The organism is Paenibacillus macerans, from assembly GCF_050565405.1.
Classification (GTDB): domain Bacteria; phylum Bacillota; class Bacilli; order Paenibacillales; family Paenibacillaceae; genus Fontibacillus; species Fontibacillus macerans_B.
This window is the reverse complement of record NZ_JBNYYG010000026.1, coordinates 50,840-73,663: the sequence shown is the minus strand read 5'-3', so window position 1 is coordinate 73,663 and position 22,824 is coordinate 50,840. Positions and strand designations below refer to the sequence as shown.

Annotated in this window: 18 protein-coding genes; 5 read left to right on the top strand and 13 right to left on the bottom strand. The window is 48.2% G+C overall.

Annotated features, from left to right (window positions below; translation table 11 throughout):
- Positions 1-76 (top strand): IS3 family transposase (locus ACQ4N8_RS16435; protein WP_430705435.1); only part of this gene is annotated, 76 nt, incomplete at its 5' end.
- Between the two features lie 65 nt (positions 77-141).
- On the opposite strand, the gene ACQ4N8_RS16430 is transcribed toward ACQ4N8_RS16435, so the two are convergent.
- The 8 genes from ACQ4N8_RS16430 to ACQ4N8_RS16395 all read right to left on the bottom strand — a co-directional run bounded on the left by ACQ4N8_RS16430 (position 142) and on the right by ACQ4N8_RS16395 (position 12,197).
- Positions 142-1,002, bottom strand: a complete 861-nt coding sequence (locus tag ACQ4N8_RS16430) for an AraC family transcriptional regulator (protein ID WP_430705430.1) — start codon at positions 1,000-1,002, stop codon at positions 142-144.
- A 91-nt stretch (positions 1,003-1,093) separates the two neighbouring features.
- Positions 1,094-4,252 carry an alpha-mannosidase gene (locus tag ACQ4N8_RS16425; protein ID WP_430705429.1) on the bottom strand — a complete coding sequence of 1,053 codons (3,159 nt, stop codon included), beginning with the start codon at positions 4,250-4,252 and terminating at the stop codon, positions 1,094-1,096.
- A 43-nt stretch (positions 4,253-4,295) separates the two neighbouring features.
- The gene (locus ACQ4N8_RS16420) at positions 4,296-5,207 is read right to left on the bottom strand and encodes a carbohydrate ABC transporter permease (protein WP_430705428.1); all 912 of its coding nucleotides are present in this window, start codon (positions 5,205-5,207) and stop codon (positions 4,296-4,298) included.
- Between the two features lie 26 nt (positions 5,208-5,233).
- Entirely contained in the window at positions 5,234-6,172 is a 939-nt protein-coding gene (locus tag ACQ4N8_RS16415) for an ABC transporter permease (RefSeq protein ID WP_430705427.1), read from the bottom strand.
- Positions 6,173-6,263: 91 nt separating this feature from the next.
- Positions 6,264-7,754: an ABC transporter substrate-binding protein gene (locus tag ACQ4N8_RS16410; RefSeq protein WP_430705426.1), complete on the bottom strand. Its 1,491-nt coding sequence runs from the start codon at positions 7,752-7,754 to the stop codon at positions 6,264-6,266.
- Positions 7,755-7,964: 210 nt separating this feature from the next.
- Positions 7,965-9,491 (bottom strand): response regulator, encoded by a 1,527-nt coding sequence (locus ACQ4N8_RS16405; RefSeq protein ID WP_430705425.1) that lies wholly within the window; start codon positions 9,489-9,491, stop codon positions 7,965-7,967.
- The gene (locus tag ACQ4N8_RS16400; protein WP_430705424.1) at positions 9,492-11,291 is read right to left on the bottom strand and encodes a sensor histidine kinase; all 1,800 of its coding nucleotides are present in this window, start codon (positions 11,289-11,291) and stop codon (positions 9,492-9,494) included.
- 18 nt (positions 11,292-11,309) lie between these two features.
- Positions 11,310-12,197 (bottom strand): AraC family transcriptional regulator, encoded by an 888-nt coding sequence (locus ACQ4N8_RS16395; protein WP_430705423.1) that lies wholly within the window; start codon positions 12,195-12,197, stop codon positions 11,310-11,312.
- A gap of 137 nt (positions 12,198-12,334) precedes the next feature.
- Here ACQ4N8_RS16395 and ACQ4N8_RS16390 point away from each other — a divergent pair, with 137 nt between their 5' ends.
- Positions 12,335-13,342, top strand: coding sequence for a Gfo/Idh/MocA family protein (locus ACQ4N8_RS16390; protein ID WP_430705422.1), 1,008 nt, complete (start codon positions 12,335-12,337; stop codon positions 13,340-13,342).
- Positions 13,339-14,331, top strand: coding sequence for a Gfo/Idh/MocA family protein (locus ACQ4N8_RS16385; RefSeq protein WP_430705421.1), 993 nt, complete (start codon positions 13,339-13,341; stop codon positions 14,329-14,331). The genes ACQ4N8_RS16390 and ACQ4N8_RS16385 overlap by 4 nt, the downstream gene beginning before the upstream one ends.
- A 381-nt stretch (positions 14,332-14,712) precedes the next feature.
- On the opposite strand, the gene ACQ4N8_RS16380 is transcribed toward ACQ4N8_RS16385, so the two are convergent.
- From ACQ4N8_RS16380 to ACQ4N8_RS16370, 3 genes are all read right to left on the bottom strand, one after another.
- Positions 14,713-15,105, bottom strand: coding sequence for a hypothetical protein (locus ACQ4N8_RS16380; RefSeq protein ID WP_430705420.1), 393 nt, complete (start codon positions 15,103-15,105; stop codon positions 14,713-14,715).
- Positions 15,106-15,326: 221 nt separating this feature from the next.
- The gene (locus ACQ4N8_RS16375; protein WP_430705419.1) at positions 15,327-16,397 is read right to left on the bottom strand and encodes a Gfo/Idh/MocA family protein; all 1,071 of its coding nucleotides are present in this window, start codon (positions 16,395-16,397) and stop codon (positions 15,327-15,329) included.
- A 13-nt stretch (positions 16,398-16,410) separates the two neighbouring features.
- Entirely contained in the window at positions 16,411-17,565 is a 1,155-nt protein-coding gene (locus ACQ4N8_RS16370; protein WP_430705418.1) for a Gfo/Idh/MocA family protein, read from the bottom strand.
- 133 nt (positions 17,566-17,698) lie between these two features.
- Here ACQ4N8_RS16370 and ACQ4N8_RS16365 point away from each other — a divergent pair, with 133 nt between their 5' ends.
- Positions 17,699-18,535, top strand: a complete 837-nt coding sequence (locus tag ACQ4N8_RS16365) for a helix-turn-helix domain-containing protein (RefSeq protein WP_430705417.1) — start codon at positions 17,699-17,701, stop codon at positions 18,533-18,535.
- A 49-nt stretch (positions 18,536-18,584) separates the two neighbouring features.
- On the opposite strand, the gene ACQ4N8_RS16360 is transcribed toward ACQ4N8_RS16365, so the two are convergent.
- Positions 18,585-19,493, bottom strand: coding sequence for an ArsR/SmtB family transcription factor (locus ACQ4N8_RS16360; protein WP_430705416.1), 909 nt, complete (start codon positions 19,491-19,493; stop codon positions 18,585-18,587).
- 142 nt (positions 19,494-19,635) lie between these two features.
- Between ACQ4N8_RS16360 and ACQ4N8_RS16355 the strand changes: the two genes are divergently transcribed.
- Positions 19,636-21,147, top strand: a complete 1,512-nt coding sequence (locus tag ACQ4N8_RS16355; RefSeq protein WP_430705415.1) for an alpha-N-arabinofuranosidase — start codon at positions 19,636-19,638, stop codon at positions 21,145-21,147.
- Between the two features lie 236 nt (positions 21,148-21,383).
- On the opposite strand, the gene ACQ4N8_RS16350 is transcribed toward ACQ4N8_RS16355, so the two are convergent.
- The gene (locus tag ACQ4N8_RS16350) at positions 21,384-22,808 is read right to left on the bottom strand and encodes a glycosyl hydrolase family 28 protein (protein ID WP_430705414.1); all 1,425 of its coding nucleotides are present in this window, start codon (positions 22,806-22,808) and stop codon (positions 21,384-21,386) included.
- Between the last annotated feature and the right edge of the window lie 16 nt (positions 22,809-22,824).

Here is a 22,824-nt window from a genome sequence, read left to right as displayed (position 1 = left end):
CAATTTCAGATACCAATGGGGATTAAAAAAGATGACTCCTGTGCAATACAGGAATCATCTCATAAATGCTGCTTAATTCTTTTTTTCAAAGTGTCCTTGACTAAGGGGCCAGTTTAACCATCCCTCGTTTAAGCCTTCTTCTTAATTCAGATTCTTTCGATATTGTAGCGGCGATTGGCCAACCGTTTCCTTAAAAACATGGTGGAAAGTTTTCACGCTGGCAAAGCCGGCCTTCTCGGCCACTTCAATCATGGGGATCTTCTCGTTCGCTAAAATGAACTTGGCTTGATTAATGCGATATTCCGTCAAAAACTGCATAAACGTTTGTCCCGTATTGGTTTTAAAGAAACGAGTAAAGTAGTAAGGGCTAAAGCCTACGAATCTCGCAACCTCCTCCACCGTAATGACTTCCTGAAATTTATTCTCCATATACTCAAACACCTGGTTAAGAATATCCAAAGTTTCTTTATGTTGAATCGCGGATCGTTTTGCCGGCGATTTTTCCTCCTGGTGTCGAGGCAGATTCGCATAAAACTCTCCGATCAATTGATATAGGAAACCTAATATCCAATAATGCTTTCCGGCGGGTTTACTCTCCTCGATCCCATAAAGATGAACCAATAACTCCGTGGCCTTTCGGGTAAGCGTCTTGGGCCAATTGCGGCTATGCCGTTCGCCGGATTCAAAGAGACTGAGCAGAGAGTCTTCAGAGGCCCGTAATATTTTCTCATCAAATAGCTTCAGATCAAACTGATAGACATAGCGTTCACTGTCCGGAGAGGCTAAGAAGTAATGAGGTTCTCCACTTGGGAAGAAGAAGATTTCTCCTTCTTCAAGTTGAACGATATCTTCATCAATACCTATATTTACCTTTCCTTTTCGGGAATAGATGATTTCAATTTCTTTGTGCCAATGAGGATAAACGATGGTCAAACCATCATTCAGGAATGTTCTGAACGGAATTGAATCCTCGAACTCCGGAATTTCCAAATAATTACTCATATCAAATAACTCCCTATAATTTGGATAGGCTTCCAACGCTCATTCGAGGATCCTTCGTTCAGCGAAAATTCCATTTGAAGTCCCCGACTTTTCAGTGGCAGCCAGCTTCATGAATCAGCTTTACGGTCTTGATCTCGTAAGGACGAAAATCAAGACATATTTCACCGCCGTTCACCTGCGCTTCTTCCATTTCTTCTTCCATTAGATTAACAACCATGGCCTTGGCCACAGGAAACTTCCAATGCAGCCGAATTTGCTCACGAGCCCCCGACGATTCGTAAAACCGCAGAATCGTCCCTTTTCGATCTTCTGCCATCTTTATCGTATCCAATATGACATTGTCGCTAACCAGACGTAAGAACGAATCTTCGCCTGGCAGAACTCCTGCCTGAATCTCTGCTTGCTCAACAACCACCGGCTGATTTAATTCGGCTGCGGCACGTACGGCCTTCGCATCCCGCCAGTTCCCGCGATGCGGATATAGCGAATAAGTGAACTCATGCTGCCCCAAATCCGCATGCTTATCCGGCCATTTCGGCGAACGCAGCAAGGAGAGTCTCAAGACGCCCTCCTTAATATCATATCCGTATTTGCAATCGTTCAGGAGGCTGACTCCGTAACCGCCCTCGGATAGATCGGCCCAGCGATGCCCGCAAACTTCGAACTGGGCTTGATCCCAACTTGTATTATTCGTCGCGGAACGTTCCAGAGCGCCGAACGGAATCTCATAAGTGGCTTTGGTAGCAATCAGATCTACGGGAAAGGCCGCCTTCCATAATTTATGATTCTCCTGCCAGTTCACGGAAGTCTTGAAGTCCACTCTTCGCATGCCTTTTTGAAGGATGATATCCTGCTCTATCGTAGACCGGCTCCAAGACCAGCGTAAACGCAGCACATCTCGGACACTTCCGCTTTCAATGACCTCGAAGGATTCCAGCTTCGCTGTTCCGGCAGACTGTTTGGCATAACGATTATCTACATCCCACGCATCCCACTCCACAGGCCGGTCATGGAAAAACTGAAATTCATTCGCTACCATTCCGGCTTTCAGCAGTTCGCGTTTCTCTTCCTTATCCAGCCAGCGAACGATCTCTCCGCGCTTGTTAAACTCCAGTACATAGTTATCCGTCTCCCACCGTAGCGGCTGAGCAGCATCCGGATGCTTTGCGTCAATCTGATTCTGCGTCAAGTCTGATGGCTTTGTACGCAGCCATACCGTAGTATAACCGAAGGCTGGAATCGCAGGAAGTGACGCCAACAGGCAGCATCCATTCTCCGCCTCGATCATCTGGGATATCAGCGTTCTCCCTTGGCTGTCAACTACCCTTGCTTCTATTCCTGTTTCCAGCCGAAGTTTAATGACGGCATTACGTTCCCAACCAAGGCTGTTGAATACGACATAGGGGATGCCCTCCCCCTCAATATTAATTTTCAAGCGCAGGCTGTCAAGTCCACTTTTTAATACCGCATTGCCGATTTGAGATACTTCGGTATACTCCTTAGCAGAAGTCTCGTACACCTCGGGAATGGATGAGCCCGGAATAATATCGTGGAACTGATTTAGCAAAATCAGTTTCCAGCCTTCTTCCAAAGCCGGCAAGCGCTCTTGAATTGCCGCAGATTCGCCATCCACGCAAGCCGCCGCCAGGCTGCTCCATACCTCCGCCTCCCGGTATAACAACTCCATCTTCCGGTTCATCTTCTTGTTTCTCGCCTGGGTTGTATAAGTTCCACGGTGATATTCCAGATACAGATCGCCGTACCATTTAGGAAAGAATTCTGCCGAAGCGTCCAGTCCGCGGAAATATTCCTCGGCTGTACTGAACTTGCCGACAGGCAATCCGGGAAGGCAAGCGGACCGAGCAACATACTCGACCATTTCTCGGGTGGCCCCGCCGCCCCCGTCTCCGTGACCATAGAGCAGCATTTCTTCGCTATGAACGTTTTTTTGCCGGAAGAAGTCCCAATGCTCCCTGATATCCTTCGGACGGGTATCCTCGCCCAATCCGTGATTAAGGTAAGAAAGAATAGCCGTTCCGTCTATTCCTACCCAATGGAAAATGTCGTACGGAAAGTGATTGGTATCGCTCCAATTTAGCTTGCTGGTCATAAAGTACTCTACCCCGGAGAGCTTTAAGATTTGCGGCAGGGAAGCGCAATACCCGAAGGTGTCCGGCAGCCATTCAATGAAGGAGCGTTTGCCGAACTCCTCCATATAGAATTTCTGTCCATACAAACTTTGCCGCACCAAGGATTCACCGCTTGGAATGTTCAAGTCCGGTTCAACCCACATTCCCCCTACCAGCTCCCATCGTCCGCTGGCTACCTGTTCCCTAACACGGCTATAGAGCTCGGGATCGTGCTCTTTGACATAGGCATATAATTGCGGTTGACTCTGAGCGTAATGAAATTCCGGGAACTCCTCAATCAAGCGAAGAGCCGTTGAGAACGTGCGGCTGCCTTTCCGCACGGTTTCCCTTACAGGCCATAGCCATGCAATATCAATATGGGACTGGGCCACCATATGCATCACGCCCGCTTTTTTACCTGCCGAGTCCTCGCTGAGTGCAAGGAGCAGCATTTCCTCAAGCTTTTTGACCTCTTCCGCGTCCGGAACTCCCGCCCGATCCTCCTCCACGTTTCCGGATAAATGCACAAAGGCATCATAAATCCTGTATAGCGCCTTCATCAGACGGTTCTTCTCCAGACTCCGTTCCGGCAGCAATGCTGCGGCTCCTGCCGCAACAGTAATTGTATACAATAGACTTCGGATGGGCCGGTTCACTTGGACGAGCATGACGTTTAGAGCGGCTATCGGCTGTCTTCGCGGACTGAATTGTTGGTTCAGGGGGTCCTCCGGATTCGGTTCCGGGTCCATCAATTCAATTTCCAGTTCCGGAACGTACCCAACCTTGTGCGGATCAATAGGAACAAAGCAATGATTGCCGTCCAGGCCATGATAGGAATTACCATTGATACGCAGCAGACCTTCGCCACCGGATTCGATCACCAGCCCTACATCCTCCGCGGGCCACGTTGTAGGGACAGCCACGCTTTTTCGCAGCAAATACGTAGTTCCGGCAGCCCCATCCAGCGCGTCTCCTGCACGCTCGACTGATAGTTCCTCTCCCCAATGGTATTCACCGGGCAGAATATAGCGTCCCCGCATCATCTTCCATGCAGTCAGTGTTTGCGATTCCTTCCATTGCAGTTCACTTAAATGGCGGATTAATCGATCCATTCTGTTCATATTTGCGCTCCATTCCCGGCGTACAGCAAATGCTGCGTATCCTTTATTCTTTTAATGAACCAACGGTTAGACCCTGGATGAAAAAACGCTGAAAAAACGGATAGGCCAACACGATCGGCCCCGTGGCCAGCACAACCATAGCCATGCGCGAGGTCTCCTGGGGCAAGCTCGCTGCCATGCTCCCCAATCCGCTGGTATTTGCATTCTGCAGAATAAAGGCCATACTGCTCTCAATCCGCATCAGCATGGATTGCAGCGGAACCAGGTCCGGATTGTCTATATACAGAAGGGCATTAAACCAGTCGTTCCAGTAACCGAGCGTGCAGAATAAGCCAATGGTCGCCAGGCCTGGCAAGGAAAGCGGCAACACAATTTTGCTGAAAATTTGAAACTCGTTGGCTCCATCGATTTTTCCCGATTCGATAATTCCTTCCGGAAGGCCCTTGAAGAAGGTACGCATGATCATAATATAGAAGGCATTCATCGCCATCGGCAAAATAAGCGCCCATATCGTATCCTTTAAATGAAGCACTTGGGTGACCACAATAAAAGTAGGAACGAGTCCACCGTTGAACAGCATGGTGAATAACGCCAAAAACGAAAAAAAACTGCGGTATTTAAAGCTTGATCGGGAAATTCCATAAGCATACAAGGCAATAACCATGACACTGATCATAGTCCCCACTACTGTTACGGTAATGGTGACTCCATAGGATTGCAAAAGCTGAGATCCGTTCTGAAACAGATACTCATAAGCATAGGTGCTCCATTTTTCAGGAATCAGGCGATATCCGTGATAGGCAAGGCTTTTCTCGTCCGTGAAAGAGAGAATCACAACAAAAGCAAATGGGAAAATACAGATCAAGGCTAATATTGCGACGATCACATTGAGCACAATATTCATTAACGGCGAGAGACTATGAATGTCCCGATTCTTCTTTGGTTTTCCAGCCATAAAGCTTCCTCCTTTCCGAAACTCTCTTAGAACAGTGCATTGTCCTTATCCACTTTGCGAACGGTGTAATTCGATGTAATGACCAGAATAAAACCAACGATAGATTGGAAAAAGCCTGCCGCCGTAGCCATTCCCATTTCACCGGTAGTTTTCAGACCACGATACACATAAGTATCGATGACATTAGTCACCGGATACAGTGCACCCGAGTTGCGCGGAACGTTGTAAAACAATCCAAAATCCGCATAAAAGATTCTTCCAATAGCCAGTAATGTCATAATGATGATCAACGGCTTTAAGAGGGGCAAAGTAATATTGCGAATCTGCTTCCATTTGCCGGCCCCATCAATCATTGCGGCTTCATATAATGAACGGTCGAAACCGGTAACCGCCGCCAAATAAACCACACTGTTATAGCCTATGCTTTTCCACAGGTTCGTTAAGATGAGAATGTAAGGCCAGTATTCGGGAGTAGTGTACCAGGATATCTCTTGCAGGCCGAAACCGCTCAGTACACTGTTAAGCAGTCCTTTATCCATATTCAAGAAGCTGTAAACAAAAAAACCGACAATGACAAAGGACATAAAATGAGGAAGAAACATTCCCGTCTGATACAGCTTGGACAAGCGCTTGTTCACAATCTCCGACAACAGGATGGCCATAGTAACAGCAGCCAATGTGCCCAATACAATAAAGGCCGCATTGTAAAGCAGCGTATTGCGGGTAATGACATAGGCATCATTGGTGCCGAAGAGAAAGGTGAAGTTTCTGAGGCCCACCCATTCACTGCTGAAGAAGCTGGACACAAACCCCTCACCGTTGTATCGGTACTGCTTGAAGGCAAGCAACGTCCCCCCCATCGGCAAATAGGAGAATAAGATAAAGCCGATGGCTCCCGGCAGAACCATGAGCAGAATAGGCAGATTCTTGTGAAAGTCCTTAAAAAAGTGGCGAATCGCGTGCATTTTGTTCCTCCTATCCAGGTTTTGTTCCATGTTTAGGAGCAAACCAGACTGGGAATGCCCCAGTCTGGTTTGCTTGCTATAACCCGGTTATTTATTTCTGCGCTGCGCGCCATTCATCAAGCTGTCTCTGAGCTTCATCGATAACCTTATCCAATCCGGCGGCCTTTAACTGTTCGATTGCCATTGGCAAATACTTGTCTGGATCTACGGAGCCCGTCATTAAAGGTGCCCAGAATTGATCCTTTGCATTATTTAGAGCGGCCAACTCCGACAATACATTGGTGCCGTCGAAATTAAAGCCCAAGAGCGGAGCAGGCACTCCTTCTTCATTAAATTTACGGAAACCCTCCCATTTATCCGCAGGATCCCCCTCAGCCAAATAATTCAACATAATATTTCCGATGGCAAACGTAGGCATATCATAATCTCTGGATTTGTCCAAATTTTTGATAACATTGTCGCCGATCTTCTCATAGTGCACACCCTCGATGCCGGAGTCTACCAGGTTGCGCAGGTATGCATCGGTGTTCAGCAGATTGAGGAACTTCATGGCTTCTACCGGATGCTTGGAATTTGCGGATATCGCCTGCAAGGATCCCATAACCGACCAGTTGTAAATGATAGCATCTGTCGCCGGCGTAGAGACTACGGGATAACCGAGAGAAGCGGTCCACAAATTGTCCGCATACGGTTGGGTCGTAGGACGGTCTACAAACCAGTTGCCTGTTGTGGTTAAGTCTGAATTGGTTGATGTCGTCGCTACCTCAGGATCGATATATCCTGCCTGGTAGTACTTGCGCATCGTCGCCAAGGACTCCTTCAGTTCGGGAGTATCCAGAATATTAACGACCTTAAAGTCGTCCGTATCCAGCTTTACGGCCATGGGAAGATTTTGAATGATGTAATCATAAGGAAGATTAGGGATATAGTTTCGGTCGATCATAAACGGAACTACACTGGGCTCGTTTTCTTTAATCGTTTTCAACAACGGCTCCAGACTTTCCAAGCTCCTTACCCCCGAGATATCCAGGTTGTACTTATCGAGCCACTGCTTATTGAAGCGCCAGACATCCTGGGCGGGAAGCTCCTTATTGGCAGGAATGCCATAGTTCTTCCCGTCCACCTTGGATCCTTCCAGAAATGCGGGATCAAGTGTCTCCTTGATTCCCTGCCCATATTTATCCAGAAGATCATTCAATTCCATGAAAGCGCCTTTTCTTGCGTTCTGTACATAGTCAAAACCCCACGAAGCAGTAAACAAGATATCCATGGGCTCGCCGGATTGCGTCAGTACCTGCATTTTCTGCGTGTAGTCGCCGAAGTCAATTTGCTTCATCTTTACGGTGACCCCAATTTTCTCCTTAGTATATTTGCTCACTTCAGCCATGACCATATCCGTGTCCTTCTGAGGCGTGCCAATGTTATACCAAATCAACTCCACCGCTTTTTGATTCTCTGCAGCGGCGTTGCTGTCGGTACCTTCAGCCCCCTTCTCTTTGTTGGTCCCGCCGCAGGCAGATAGAATTGCCGTACATGCCAGCACGAGTACCAGAATCAGAGACAGTCTTGATTTTTTTTTCATCTGTTTAAGCCTCCCTTTGATTTTGAAACCGCTTTATTGTTACAATCTCAGGCTACCAAAAGTCCGACGTTTTCAACAGCAGACAAAGCCAAGATACCTTAACCAAACTAAAGAAAGATACGGATAGCCTCCCCAGATCAGTAAATATTCAAAACAAAAAAACGCCGTAGATGCATGGCAGTAACGGCGTTCAGTTGCTCCCCCTCGTCTTCATACGAGTGACTTGTATTCCATCGGTGAAACCCCGACATATTTTCGAAACTGCCTGTTGAAATAAGCAGCTTCCCAGTAACCTACTTCACGGGCCACTTGATTGACCTTCAGATTCGTTTCACGCAGCAATCTCTTCGCCTGCTCAATTCGGTAACGATTCATATATCCGGCAAAGCTCTCGCCAGTCTCCTTGCGGAACAGTTGGCCCAAGTAGACCGGATGCGTATGAAATCGATCCCCCAACTGCATGAGTGTCCAATTCTCGGTATACGTATCTTTCACCAGCTTCAAGACTTGCAAGATCACCGGACTGTAATTGGCCGTCTGTAATGTATCGACAGACATTTGCGCAATATCTCCAAGTATCTCCATCAATCCTGCCCACTCAACTGTATTATGAAGAAGCTCCAGGTGATCGGAGAACTTCTCCTCCAGCACTGGATCTGCCGGTCTTACTTCTTCCGCCGCCAGCTTAAGGCGGACCATAACCTCAGCGGCAATTCGCCATAAATGGCGGGGGGTCATTCCCTCTTGTTGCTGCAGATTGGCAAAGTCTGCTTGTATAGCCTCTGTGAGTTCAGCAGCGTTGCGGGCATGAAGCAGCTGGATATACTGCTCCCAGCGGATGCTGCTCTCCGAACGTATCAACACTTTAGACATATTAATTTGCTCATATTGGATAATTTTTTCCTTTGGGAACAACAGGAAATATTCCAAAGCCTGCTTAGCCTCGTCATAGCTCAGAGAATCTGAGTCCTCCGTGGCCTCAACTCGCCCAAGTCCGATACGGATATCATTTCGTTCCTCATGACAAACTGTTGAGCATATCTCTTGCAGATATCTTTGGGCAAACTCGCTCAGCCCCGCCTCATGATCCGCCTGAAAAACAATTGCAACATCACCATCAAGATCACGGTAGACTAGCGGGCAATTATCGCCTGGAGCCTTATCCAATTCTTCAAACACCCGGTCTGCATGGTCCCCCTTCCTGATGACTGCAGCCAATCTATAGCGGCGGGTAGGGCCAAGCTGAAGCAGCTTGCAGCGGTCCTTCCACTCGGACGCGGCGATCTGTCTGGTCATCCAGCGGTGGAGGGTATTATCTCTGATGATGTAAATATCATTTGAGTAATCGTAGCTTGGTCTCGAGGTTTCAAGCTTGTCCAGCAGGGTGACCAAAGTATGCATGAGTTCGGATACATTGACCGGCTTCAACAGATAATTCTCAATGCCCAAACTCATCCCTTCCTTGAGATAGTCGAATTCATTATACCCGCTCAAAATAATGACCTTAAGCTCGTCATCGTCCTGTCGGGCCGTGCGGATCAGCTCCAACCCGTTCATTCCCGGCATGGAGATATCCGTAATTAGAATATCCACTTTGGTGGTGGCGAGCAGCTCAAGCGCCTTTCTTCCTCCCCTTACCATTCCCACGATTTCCAGTCCCATTGCGTCCCAATCAATTAAATTGCTCAGGCCCTCAAGAATATATTTCTCATCATCTACAAGAAGAACCTTATACATCTATAAATCCCCCTTTGCATAAGGCATATTGATGGTTACCGTTGTTCCTTCCCCAGGCTTGCTGTTCAAATCCATTGTACATTCATCACCATACAAATAAACCAGCCGTTGGTAAACACTGCGAAGTCCGAAAGAATTACTGCCTGACTGAGGTTGTGACAAAGAATTTCGGATTGTCGCTAGCCTCTCCTCACTCATCCCTACACCATTGTCCCTGACAATGATATGTACGAACTCAGCATTTAGCTCGGAGCTCACCTCAATGTGGTTCGCGGTATCGTCGTCACGCAGACCGTGAACAATGAAGTTCTCAATGACAACCTGCAGGGACAGCTTTACAGTGCAATGATCCGCCGTACGCGGGTCCAGCCGGATCTCATAGCTGAAATTATCCTGATAGCGAGACTTGAACAATTCCAGATACAGCTTGCAGTTCTCCATCTCTTGCTGAAGGCTTACAAACATCTCTTCCTCGACCAGATTTCGGAACAAATTAGCCAGATTATAGACCATGTCCCCTACTTCCGTCACACCCAGCGAAACGGCTCTCATTCTGATCACCTCGAGAGTATTGAACAAGAAGTGCGGATTCACCCGAGCCTGAAGCGCTGTCATCTCCGCCCGGCTTTGCTCGGCTTCTGCCTTGTAAATACGGTTAATATGGTGGGTAAGCTTATTGAGCATCTGATTGAAGCTACCTGCAATCAGCCCCAATTCATCCTTCCGATTAATGGGAATGCGAACACTCAATTCCCCGGTTTCAACACTACGCATGGAGTGGATAATAAGATGCATCTGTTTGATATAATTCATCACAAACCCAAGGGGAATCAAAATAATAACCAGTATACAAACCAGGCTTAAAATAAATATCGTTCTCCGAATATCCTCTAATCCGGCAATGATCTCCGCCTTGGGAACGACACTGAGTACAATGTAATCGCTATTATTTTGAACAGCGCTAATCCATACATTTTTCTTCAGTATGGCCGAACCATTATACTTAAGAACCTGCTCCCCATATGGATAAGGCTCGTCATAGTATTGGCCGGATTGATCATAAATCACCTGACCCTTAGGGGTGAGCACCAGAAGATTGCCCTTAAGCTTGTCCTCGTAGGGGGCTATGGCTGAGCCAATCTGGTCGGAATCATAATACACCAGCAGATGCCCAACCGTCTTCAGATTATACCTGTTCGTGATGTTCGTACGCGCAGTGTACAACCGCTCCTGATTTTTATCCACGAGCTTCTCAATCCATAGATTAGGGACGGATATTCGAGCGGTTTCATTAATGATGGCTCCCGGTACATAGGATTTCTCCGGATTTACACGATAGGACTTCAAGCGTCCGTGCCAGAAATCGTATACTTGCTGACTATCCTCACCATACAGAATCAATTCCTTAATCGCCGGGTTGGCATCCATTTTCCTTACAAAGAAGCTTGCGGCATCCCAATAGGATGCGCCAGACCCCGTGAGTTTCTCCAGTCTGTAATTCACATATTCGTTATAATTATGCATGAGAAAAAAAGACACATTATCCGCCAGTGCCGATTGACTGTAGATTTCGTTAGTGATCTGCTCTACATAGTCATGATTTTTCTGCACGTAGTCATTAATACTGTCCAAAGCTCTGCGCTGGATTTCCATCTGACCCTGTACGGCCGAATCCAGCATGCTTCTAAAGATCGCCTGAGCGATCCCTATTACAGTAACAATGGCTATCAGGCTGTAAATAATGACCATCTTCGAAAGTGTTTTGTCTTTAACAAAGGTCTGATACCAATTATTTAGCAAGGCAGCTTCCTCCCGTAATCATTGGTGCAATCGATCATCAATCTTCAGTCTGGCCTTGTATTCATTCGGCGTGCACCCGTTCTGACGTTTGAACAGCTTGTAGAAATGGGACAAATTCATAAATCCCGCCTGTTCTGCAAGGACTGCCACGTTCAGGTCGCTGGTCACTAACATTCGTTCAACCTTGCGCAAGCGTCGCAGATTAATATAGTCGATGTATGAATGGCCCGTCGCCCTTTTGAAAAATTTGGAGAAATAAGAATAGCTCATTCCAGCAAGCCGGCTAACCTCTTCCATTGAGATGCGTCTTGCCAAATTAAGGTCTATGTAATCAATGACCTGTTTCAGCGTATGGGTGTCTCCCCAACCCGCCGGCTCCAGAATACCTCGCCGGTCCGCACGCAGAAGCACCAGCAGCAATCGTTTGATATACATACTGGCCGCAATCTCATATCCCTTGGATCTTTCCTGCATTTCCCTCCGGAGCTCCCCGACAATCCAGGCTACCTGAACCTTTAATTCCGGATTCTCGGTAAAAAGCTCGTTCAATTCATCCAGGGGATGATGAATTTCGGAGAAATGCCGGTAATAGCACATCATCGCTGGGTCAAAGTAAGGCTCGAGGTCGAAGTGCAGAACAAAACATTTCATTTCGCCCGAGCCCTTTTTACGTCCGTAATGAAGCTGCGAGGAGCCGACGATCGCCACATCTCCCGTGGACAGCATGTAACTTCGCTTAACGGTTCGAATCTCGTGAACTCCTTGCATCACCATCACAACTTCTATCTCTTTATGATAATGCCAGGAAAACTCCGCCTGGCTTTCTTCCTCATTGCAGACGAAATCCAGAGTCTTGATGCAAAGGTGCGGATGCTGATACAGAATCGGTTCCTGAAAAATATCCATGTCTATCTCCCTCGTCCCAGTGAACAAAATCGCACACAAACTCGACTAATAGAGGCCTAGTCTACTATGAGTCTTCATTATATGCTGGTATCAGTTGTTCGTTCAATTAAGAAAAATATGACAAGGAGTGAGCATACATGAGGATTGCCATTGCCGGATGCGGCGGAATGGGCCGAGTACATGCAGGTGAATTTGCCGCCATGCCCGGCGTAGAATTGGTTGGCGTTTGTGATATTGAATTTCATCTGGCTAAAGAACTCGCCGCAAAAACAGGAGCTCAGGCGTTTTCTACATATGAGGAAATGATGTCCATAGTGAAACCGGAAGTTGTCAGTTTGACCTTGCCAAGTTATCTTCACAAGGAGTATATCTGCAGGTCGGCTCAACTAGGCGTACATATCATATGCGAAAAGCCGATATCGTTGACGGAAGAAGATGCACGCGAGGCGATTTCGACCTGTGAACAGCATGGGGTAAAGCTCTTTCTGGGGCATGTGGTGCGTTTTTTTCCTGAATATGCGCAAATCAAGGAAGCCGTTAATGCAGGGGTTCTAGGCAGAATGGGTGTTGTGCATCTGAAGCGGGTAGGGTCACACCCGGGAACCGCACGTGAATGGTACTTCGACGAAGAGAAAAGCGGCGGAGTCATTGTCGATCTGATGATTCATGACATTGATTTTGCCTTATCGACTCTGGGAGAGCCAAAGTCGGTGTACACCCTTCGCCGCATCTGGGAAGCTTCGGATTATGCTTTAATTACGCTGGTGTTTCAGAATGGCGCAGTAGCCCATCTTGAAGGTTACTGGGGCGATCCGGGAAATTTTCGCACCTCCGCGGAATATGCGGGCAGCGGCGGCATCATCCGTGCCGACAGCGAAAAAAGCCGCTCGGTTACAATCCGCAGATCCAGGCTCGCCCCTGAAGGCCAACGTTTCGCCGAAATACCGGAAAGTCCATTACAGCATTCCCCTTATTATTTGGAACTGGAGCACTTCATCACTTGTATCCGCGAGAATCGGGAGTCAACAGTTACACCGGAGGATGCCTGCCGGGCGCTTATCGTTGCCAATGCTGCCAAGGAATCCGCCGTTACCGGCCAAGCGGTGCACTTTGGCCATAGATTCGTAAGGGAGGCGCAACAATGAAAAGACAAGTGAAGGTTGGCATGATCAGTTTCGCCCACGGACACGCTTTCTCTTATCTGGAAGGATTATCCATAATTCCCGAAGCGATAATAGCTGGGATTGCACATTCCGAGAGAACCGAGGTCGAGGACGTGCTCAAACGAACGGGGGCTACTTATTACGCGGATTATCACGATTTGTTGCTTACGGACATTGACGCCGTAATTATTTGTTCGGAGAACGCTTATCATGCGAAGTTAACAATCGATGCCGCCAAAGCCGGCAAACATGTGATGTGCGAGAAACCCTTGGGACTATCCGTACTAGAAATGGAATCGATGATTTCGGTCTGCCGGGATGAAGGCGTTCAACTCATGACGGCTTTCCCTTGCCGCTTTCTTTCCGCTGTCGTCCGGGCCAGGGAAGCCGTCATGAAAGGCGATATCGGCGAAATTATTGCCATCAAGGGCACTAACCGAGGCAGTATGCCGGGTAGCTGGTTCGTTGATCCTTCCCTCTCAGGAGGTGGAGCTCTGCTGGACCATACAGTTCATGTCATGGATTTGATGCATTGGTTTTTGCCTGGCTCTAGGGTCACTGAGGTATATGCTTATGCTAACCGGATTTATCATGAAGAAATTAGCGTCGAGGATGCGGGTATGATCCACGTGAAGTTCGATAATGGAGTAATGGGCGTCATTGACACCAGTTGGTCGCGCTCAAAGTCCTTCCCGACCTGGGGAGATGTTACAATGGAAATCGTGGGAACCGCGGGAACGATCTCTTTAGATTGTCTGGCCCAAACGAATGAATGGTTTATTGACAAAGAAGGAAAGGGGCAATATCATTTCTGGGGAGATTCGATGGACCACCTGCTTGTTAAGAGTTTCATAGAAGCCATTGCTGCAGATCTACCTGTTCCCATCAACGGCATTGACGGCCTTCGCTCTACCGAGATTGCTCTAGCCGGCTACCGTTCCGTGAAATCAGGACAGCCAGTTCAACTATAGGTTCTGATCCTGTCATTCAAGAAAGAGGCTGCCCCTTAAAAAGGGCAAGGTACATTGCAGTAACAAAAGAAAAGCAGATATATAAAATCACATGGAAGTGACTTTACATATCTGCTTGATTAGTGCCGGTGAAGGGACTCGAACCCCCACGGTTTCCCTCACGATTTTGAGATTGGCGCTATGGAAGGAGGGAAACGCTCGTTCGCCAATCTCCGAGATTCCGCATGGAACAAGGGAAGTAAGACATGGATTGTTTTCCCACCGCCCCAAACTCCCGATCCTAATTTCGGGAGGTTTCACATGCAAATTAACTCTGAATCCACTGTAGCATACGATGCTGTTTCGGCAAAAAACCAATACGCCGAAGCCGTACGGCTGTTCCTATAATAGATAGGATGCCGGCGGTGCATCTGCCTTTAATTCCAATGGCATCGCAAACAGCACGCCATCTTCGCCGTCCACATTGCTTACGCGCATGGAACGAACATGGTTCCCTGGTCTCATTAAGCGATCCAGAGCGGCAGGCTGCAGCTTCAGCGATGAACCTAAATACGCTTTGCTTGGAGCCGAAGAAGGTTTCGGCTTTCCAAAAAACTCTTCCACCGGCATAACGGTGCTGGGGGTATATACGAGGCCCAATTCCCGGTTATAGTAGCTGATGCTGTTAATAAAACCGGTCCACACCGCAGGTTCGCGCAGAGTCCTGGTAATCGCAAAGTACATATCCGATGCCCTGGAATCCATAAGGCGATCTGTAGTAAAATCCTTATCCAACCGCTGCTGGCTACCAGTTTGTTCATGGAAACAAATTGATTGCGCATCAATTCAAGCTTTCCGGAACGGTAGATTTGTTTAGATTGATCGAACTAAAGGAGAATATTCTGAAACTTAGGTCAAAAGCTCCATGAAGAGCTCATTTGCGTTTGAGACTCTTCATGGGCTCGCCCTCTTGCTCAATTATAAAGCCTGACTCCAGGTTGGAGTAGCTTAAGCTTTTATTCCAGTCTGGCCGCCAAATCTTGCGCCTTCACGCACAATTCGGCCGCTTTAAAGGCATGTTCCTGCGTCATCGCATGTTCGGTCCGGTTCAGGCAATCCAGTATCAGCTGCCCGAAAAACGGATACCCGACTTTTCCGTTTACGGGGATATGCCGTTCTCCGTCCTGATTCACAAGATATACATGGTCGCCGGGTATTTCTCTGGCTACGTCGATGTATTTTCTCAACTCGATATAACCTTCCGTTCCCAATAGAAACAGCCGGCCATCCCCCCAGGTGCCGAGTCCGTCCGGGGTAAACCAGTCCACTCGGAAATATCCGGTAGCGCCGTTATCGGCTACCAAGGAAGCGTCTCCAAAATCTTCGAAGTTGGGATATTCCTTATGGCTATAATTAGCTACTTTTGCATGTTGAACGACGGCATCCTTGGCCCCTGTATAAAATAAAAACTGTTCGATTTGATGGCTCCCGATATCGCACAAGATGCCGCCGAATTTCTCTTTCTCATAAAACCAATCCGGCCTTCCATTTCCTTCGCGGTGGGGGCCCATGCCGATGACCTGAAGCACCCTGCCTATGGCCCCTTCTTCGACCAGCTGCCCCGCAAACACGGAGCTTTCATTATGCAGACGTTCACTATAGTAGACAGCGTACTTCTTTCCTGTTTTTTTCACCTTTTCCTTTGCTTGTTCAAGCTGTTGCAAGGTAGTCAACGGGGCCTTGTCGGTAAAATAATCCTTCCCCGCATCCATAGCGCGCAGTCCGAGCGCGCAACGCTCCGAAGGTATGGCAGCCCCCGCAATGAGCTGGACCGATGCATCGTTTAATATTTCTTCCTCACTGCGCGCCGCCTTCACCTGGGGAAATGCTTTGCAAAAGTTTTCCACCTTGGCCGGATCGGGATCATAGACCCATTTCAAGCTGGCCCCCGCTTCCGTCAGCCCGTTGCTCATCCCGTAAATATGGCCATGGTCCAAGCCGATTGCTCCAAATACGAATTCGCCTTCTTCGCAAACTTTACGGGGTTCTCCTTTCGGAGCATAGTTCATTCCGCTGGCTTTTGACATCTCGTGATTCCTCCTATATTTCTCTTCCGGTCGTGATCTGCTCGTTATTAAAGTTTTCCACGCTGGCCTTTTTTTCGTAAAAATGAGGGGTATTAGCCCGCATGCCTTCTACCGTATAGAAAGGGTCTTCCTTGGATAAGGGAAGCTTAACGGGCTGCTTGGTAATCGCCGACTTGTAGATGGCAGTGATCAGCTCCAGCGCTTTCTTGCCGTCTTCTCCCGAGATCAGCACCGGTTCGCCCGTTTCTAGCGCATGGAGCACGTCATCGATTTGCGGAGTATGATGTTGGTATTTCGCTTCCGGAAGGGATTCGTAATATTCCTGCAGTTCCCGTTCCAGGGCTTCGTTTCTTTGCGGAAATCCGTTGCTGGTGGAAACGGAGGCATAAACCTTCCAAGGCGCTGATATTCTCGCCTTTTTTCCTTGAAGCACGATTTGCTGCTCCTCTCCGTGATGCACGACAGAGCTCGTGATTTGTCCGAGAGCGCCATTGCCGTATCTCAGCAATGCGATGGAAAGATCCTCTACCTCCGCGTTGTCATGGGAAGTGTTGGTCATCATGGCTTGCACTTCTTCAGGCATCCCCATCATCCAAACCGCCATATCAATATGATGCACCGCATGGTTTAAGGTGCAGCCGCCGCCTTCCTTCTCCCACGTGCCTCTCCACCACAAATCATAGTAGCAATGGCCTCTCCACCAATACGAATCGATCTGCGCATGTACGATGTCTCCCGCCAGCCCTTGCTCCAGTATCTTTTTCAAATTTATGAACGCGGTCCTGAAGCGGTTTTGCGCCACAACGGACAGCAGCTTTTTATTTTTTTCGGCCGCCTCCAGCATGGCGTCGCATTCCTCAAGCGAAGCGGCCATCGGTTTTTCCACCAATACATGCTTGCCCGCATTGAAGCTGTTTATTGCTATTTCGGCGTGCACATAGGGCGGTGTACATATGTCGATTAAGTCGATATCTTCTCTGCCTAATATTTTCCGATGATCGTCGTACACCTCCGCATCGTTAAGATGGTATCTCTTCTTCTTTTCCTCCGCCTTTTCCGGATAAATATCCACCAAAGCTACAATCCTGCATCTGTCGGGGAACTCCAAATAACCGTCGATATGCGCTTGCGAAATACTCCCGGTACCCACAACGGCGACGTTGATCATGTTATCTCCCTTTCCTTTGTTGTATTATTTCATTTACACCTTATTATTGATTTGCTATTCTGACCATATATTATTTGATTGCTTTTGTACTATATCACGATGGTTTTGTGCCAAAGCAAGCCAGGGGGATAGGATGAACAAAAACTCCAACGACCATTTATACGAAATATTTCCGGAAATCTTCAACGTGGTGGATAGAAACGCTACCCCGTCCTGGAGACTTGATAATGTTGTAAATTCTCACAACCTGATGTTGATTTATGACGGCCGGGTGCAATTTGCGCATGATCACGTGCAATTCCGGGCATCCCGAGGAGATCTGGTCTATTACAAGCCCGGCGTGCTGCGCAAAGCGCATACGTTTCCCGAGCATCTGATGAAATGCTTTGCCGTAGACTTCCAATACACTTGTCCCGTGCTCATCGATGATCATTGGAAGCTGATGAAGGCTAACCTTCCATTTTCCTATATTCAAAAAATTGAAGACGAGTTTCTATTTTCAAAACTGCTGGACTTGTTCTCTCAGTTGACCAAATCCGCTTTGTCCGGAAAACATCATAACAAGACCAAGCAAAGAGCGATCTTTACGGAGATCCTTACGCTGCTTTTTCAATATAAAGAAGGCAACCAATATAACTATTCAAATATGCGAAAGGTGCAAAAGATCATTCACTACATGACGCAGCATTACGCAAACGGCATTACCTTGCAGGAACTCGCGGATTATGCACAAATAAGCCCTTCCTATATGGGGAGCATCTTCAAAAAGGTGACGGGCAAATCAACGATCGATTACCTGATCGAAATAAGGATCAACAAAGCAAAGTCTTTGCTGAAGGACGGTTTGTCCGTTTCCGAAACAGCCAAGCTTGTCGGCTTTAATGATATTTACTACTTCAGCCGAACGTTTAAAAAACATGAGGGACTAAGCCCCACCCAATATGCGGATATATCCAGGAGTGAATTTTGACTTTTCGTCAATATGTTAGTGGCGACAATCCATTTCATGTGAAAGTAAATTATCGGTAAATATAAAAGCTTCGAACGACGATATCTTGATTGTAGTTGCCGAAGCCCTTGCCATAGAGAGTGAGACCTCCTCGGCCCCGTCCTGAATCTTCCGCAGAAATTCGAAATGTCCAATTCATCGCGTTTGTCTCAATATCACAGAGACTGATATCGGAAATTCTCTGCCCGTCGATATAGGTGCCTGTCTCCTTAATGCGAAGCACCTTCAATAAACCATATTGATTAACGTCCGAATGCCACCAATCCGGCGTCAATCGCCCCCGCGTCTTCCCGAAGTCCCCCGGACTCCTCCATAACCCTAAAGGCTTCCCATTGAGATAGAAGCGAATGTTTGAAGGCCAATTCTCGTTTACGCGCGGCGCTTCTGAACCGATCTCCAGCGATATTTCGATCTCATGCAGCTGCTGATCTTTATGCAAATAATTTGGAATTTTATATTCCACCCATCCTTTGGCGGTCCATAGAATGCCCGCGTTCACTCTCTCCGGCTCGATGAAGCAAGCCGGATTATCGTATTGGCCGATTAGTTTCTCTGTGGTCGCGATGCCGCAGGTCGGCCAGACCTCGTAGTCGGTATAATGTCCGATAGGCAGGGATAACTCGTGGAAGCTTAGGGACGCAGGGTCATCTGGAGATAGCTTAATTTGCAGAAACTCCAACTTCACGAAACAAACCTTGTACGTTCCCCCGTTTATTCTCTTCATTCTGCTGCCGACGATGCCAACCTCTTCAAGCTTTCGAATATGCCCGCTGACGACCGCGTTGCTCAGGAACAACTCCGCTGCCAGTTCTTTAACATGTCTCTCTTTCTCAAATAATTTTTCGATGATTTTTAATCGCACTTCGCTGGCTAATGCTTCATAAACGCGAAGCGAGTTCAAATCGGTGGAAATCAACACATTCTCACCCCGCTAAGGATTTCGTTTTAAACGAATCCTAGAAATTATAGTTGTCAGTACAATTCCATTATGTTACGAATATTATAGAATTTCAATATTTCTTTGAATTCGCTTATTACTTAATTCTAAAGGAGATCATTTCATGACCATTCGCTCCAACATGCTTATCGACAAGCATTATGCCGTTTCCGCTGTGGACCCCCGGATATACGGCTCCTTTATCGAACATTTGGGACGGGCCGTATACGGCGGGATTTACGAACCTGGACATCCGACCGCCGAAGCCGACGGATTTCGGCGGGATGCGCTTGAAGCGATTAAGGCGCTCAAGGTCCCGATTGTCCGATACCCTGGCGGCAATTTCGTGTCTGGATACAACTGGGAAGACGGTGTTGGTCCAAAGTCTGAACGAAAGCGTAAACTGGAGCTCGCCTGGTGGACAACAGAGACGAATGAAGTCGGAACGAACGATTTCGCGGAATGGGCCAAGCTTGCCGGAACGGAAGTGATGATGGCCGTCAACCTCGGTACCAGGGGGATAGACGATGCCAGAAATTTCGTAGAATACTGCAACCATCCCTCCGGCTCCTACTGGAGCGACATGCGGATCTCCCATGGCTACCGCCAGCCCCACCGCTTCAAAACGTGGTGTCTCGGAAACGAAATGGACGGACCTTGGCAAATCGGAGCCAAGACGGCCGTGGAGTATGGACGAATTGCCAACGAAGCGGCCAAAGTTATGCGCTGGGTAGACCCTACAATCGAACTGGTCGCCTGCGGGAGCTCGTCCCGGGGAATATCCACCTTTGCAGAGTGGGAAGCGACGGTCTTGGACCTGGCATACGAGGAAGTCGATTACCTTTCGCTGCACGCTTATTACAACAATAACGCGGGAGATACGGGCAACTTCCTTGCCAGCTCGCTGGATCTCGACCAGTTCATCGCTAGCGTGTCTTCGATCTGCGACTATGTTCAAGCTAAAAAGAGAAGCAAGAAGAAAATCATGCTGTCGCTGGACGAATGGAACGTATGGCACACCATTGGTTCCAGCCGCGCCACTGAGCGCTGGCAAGTAGCTCCTCCCGAGTTCGAGGACGTGTTTACTTTTGAAGACGCCCTGGCCGTCGGCTGTTACCTGATTACGATGTTGAAGCATTCCGACCGTGTGAAGATGGCTTGCCTAGCTCAATTGATCAATACAATCGCTCCGATTATGACGGAGACAGGCGGATCGCTCTGGCTTCAGACGACTTATTATCCATTCCTCCATGCTTCCAATTACGGTAGAGGCACAGTTCTGCAGTCCATCGTCGATTCTCCCAAATACGATAGTAAGGATTTTACGGACGTTCCCTATCTTGAATCGGTCAGCGTGTTCGATGAGGAGCAGGGCGTTCTGACGATCTTTGCGGTAAACCGGCATCTTGAAGAGCCCATGGAGCTCAATATCGACGTCCGCTCCTTTGAGGAAGTTCGTTTAATCGATCATATCGTTCTGGAGAGCGACGACTTGAAGGCAGTCAACACCAAGAGCAATCCGAACCGGGTCACACCTCGCTCCGGAGGCCAGTCCAAGGTGGATAAAGGACGAGTGCATTCCGTGCTAAGCCGGGCTTCTTGGAACGTCATTCGCTTGGAGACAACAAGAATTTAAGGGGACCAGTGTACGAGGCCAGTTAATCCAAGCTATCCCGGAAGAATATAAGCCACTCAATTCCGAATCGGTATTGGTGGCTTATGTTTTTACGCAGTAACTCTATTTAGTTTACAATCTGCCATCTTTGGTTAGCGCTGCGGCTCCCCCATTGGCCCAGATCATCGCCGACTTTACTTGAGCTTCTGTTGCTCGCCTTCGTTCACTCTTCCATCTCGATTGTCATACGCCTGGCGTTACGTAAACTTAACGTCAAGTGCATACTCTCCAACCCGAATATTTCCGGAATCCGGATTAAGGATATGCTGATTATTGATTCGCAAATTTCGGAATTCCACTCCCTTTACGAATCTGGACTCATCGTAACCTGCAATCAGTGACGGGTTATCGCAAGTTCCGTTGAAAGCGATCTGATCGAAATATATATTTTCCACCCGGAAGCCGGGACATGGATTATATTTGGGATTAAAGAGAACTCGGATGTCGATCAGCTGTCCGAGCTCGAACTGTTCTATTCGGATATCCCGGTAAGTCACATTCCGAACTGTATTGTTATCGCCGCAGTTAATTGAAATACAGCCCCAATAATAAGGCTGCGGCTCATGATGCTCGAGCACATCGATATTTTCGAAGCGAATATTTTCGACGATGTCTCCTTTTTCGTGATTGCCATGTCCGCCGACATTCATTGGATGAGCTACATCCGCCCATAAGACGGAATTGCGGACGGTGATATCCCTTGTATCCCCTTGATAGACCCAGCGGCTGCCATAGATTGCGATGCAATCGTCGGACGTCCGCAGAAACACATCGTCAATGTCCACATGGGCACTGGCCATCATATCGATGCCGTCCGACCACCCTCGGGTACTGAACGATTTGATATTGCGGATCGCGATATGCCTGGAACTCCCGATCATTACGGTATAATGAGGCGGATCAATGACAATGATTCCTTCGACGGTGATATGCTCGGAGAACATAAGCTGGACCGCGCGATAAAAAGTTGTCTTCTCGAAGTCGGACATATAGATGATCCCCCGGCCCCGGATCGTCACACCCTGTACATGATCGCAGATGAACGCCCCATAGACAACCGATCCCCCGGCGATGTAGACCGTCACATCGGAAGGCAAGTGGAATTGCGGCTGCTCCAGAACATGTACGCCGGCATCGAAGTAGATGACCGATACTTCCGGCGTGATTCGACGCTGAAGCTCTTCGGTCTGATGTTTGCCCGGAGCAACGACTAGGACGCCCGGATCATCCTTCATCGGAGAATCTTCTTCGACCGGATTAGCGAAAATGTGCAAATTATGAAAGCGTTCCCCGTTCACCTCAAGCGATAATTTGCGTGGACCGTCCATTGTGAACGTCACCCGGTTCCCGTTAATGACGCCGTCAATCCCCGCTGCAACCGGACGGATCGCCACGTCGCGAACTTCTCCTTCGTTTTTGATCACTTCGACTTCAACCGCCCCGGCGCAATCAAAATAGACCATAGAGGCGTTCCGCACATCATGCATGTCCACCTTTACGTTATAGCTGAACAGATGCCGCCATTCACCTTTCCCCTGCCGGACGCGCACCGTAAAATCCGAATTTCCTACCGCTCCCTCGGGAGCGGCGTAGGTGATTAAGCGATTTGACTCATATGTCATGGTCGTCTCATCCTTT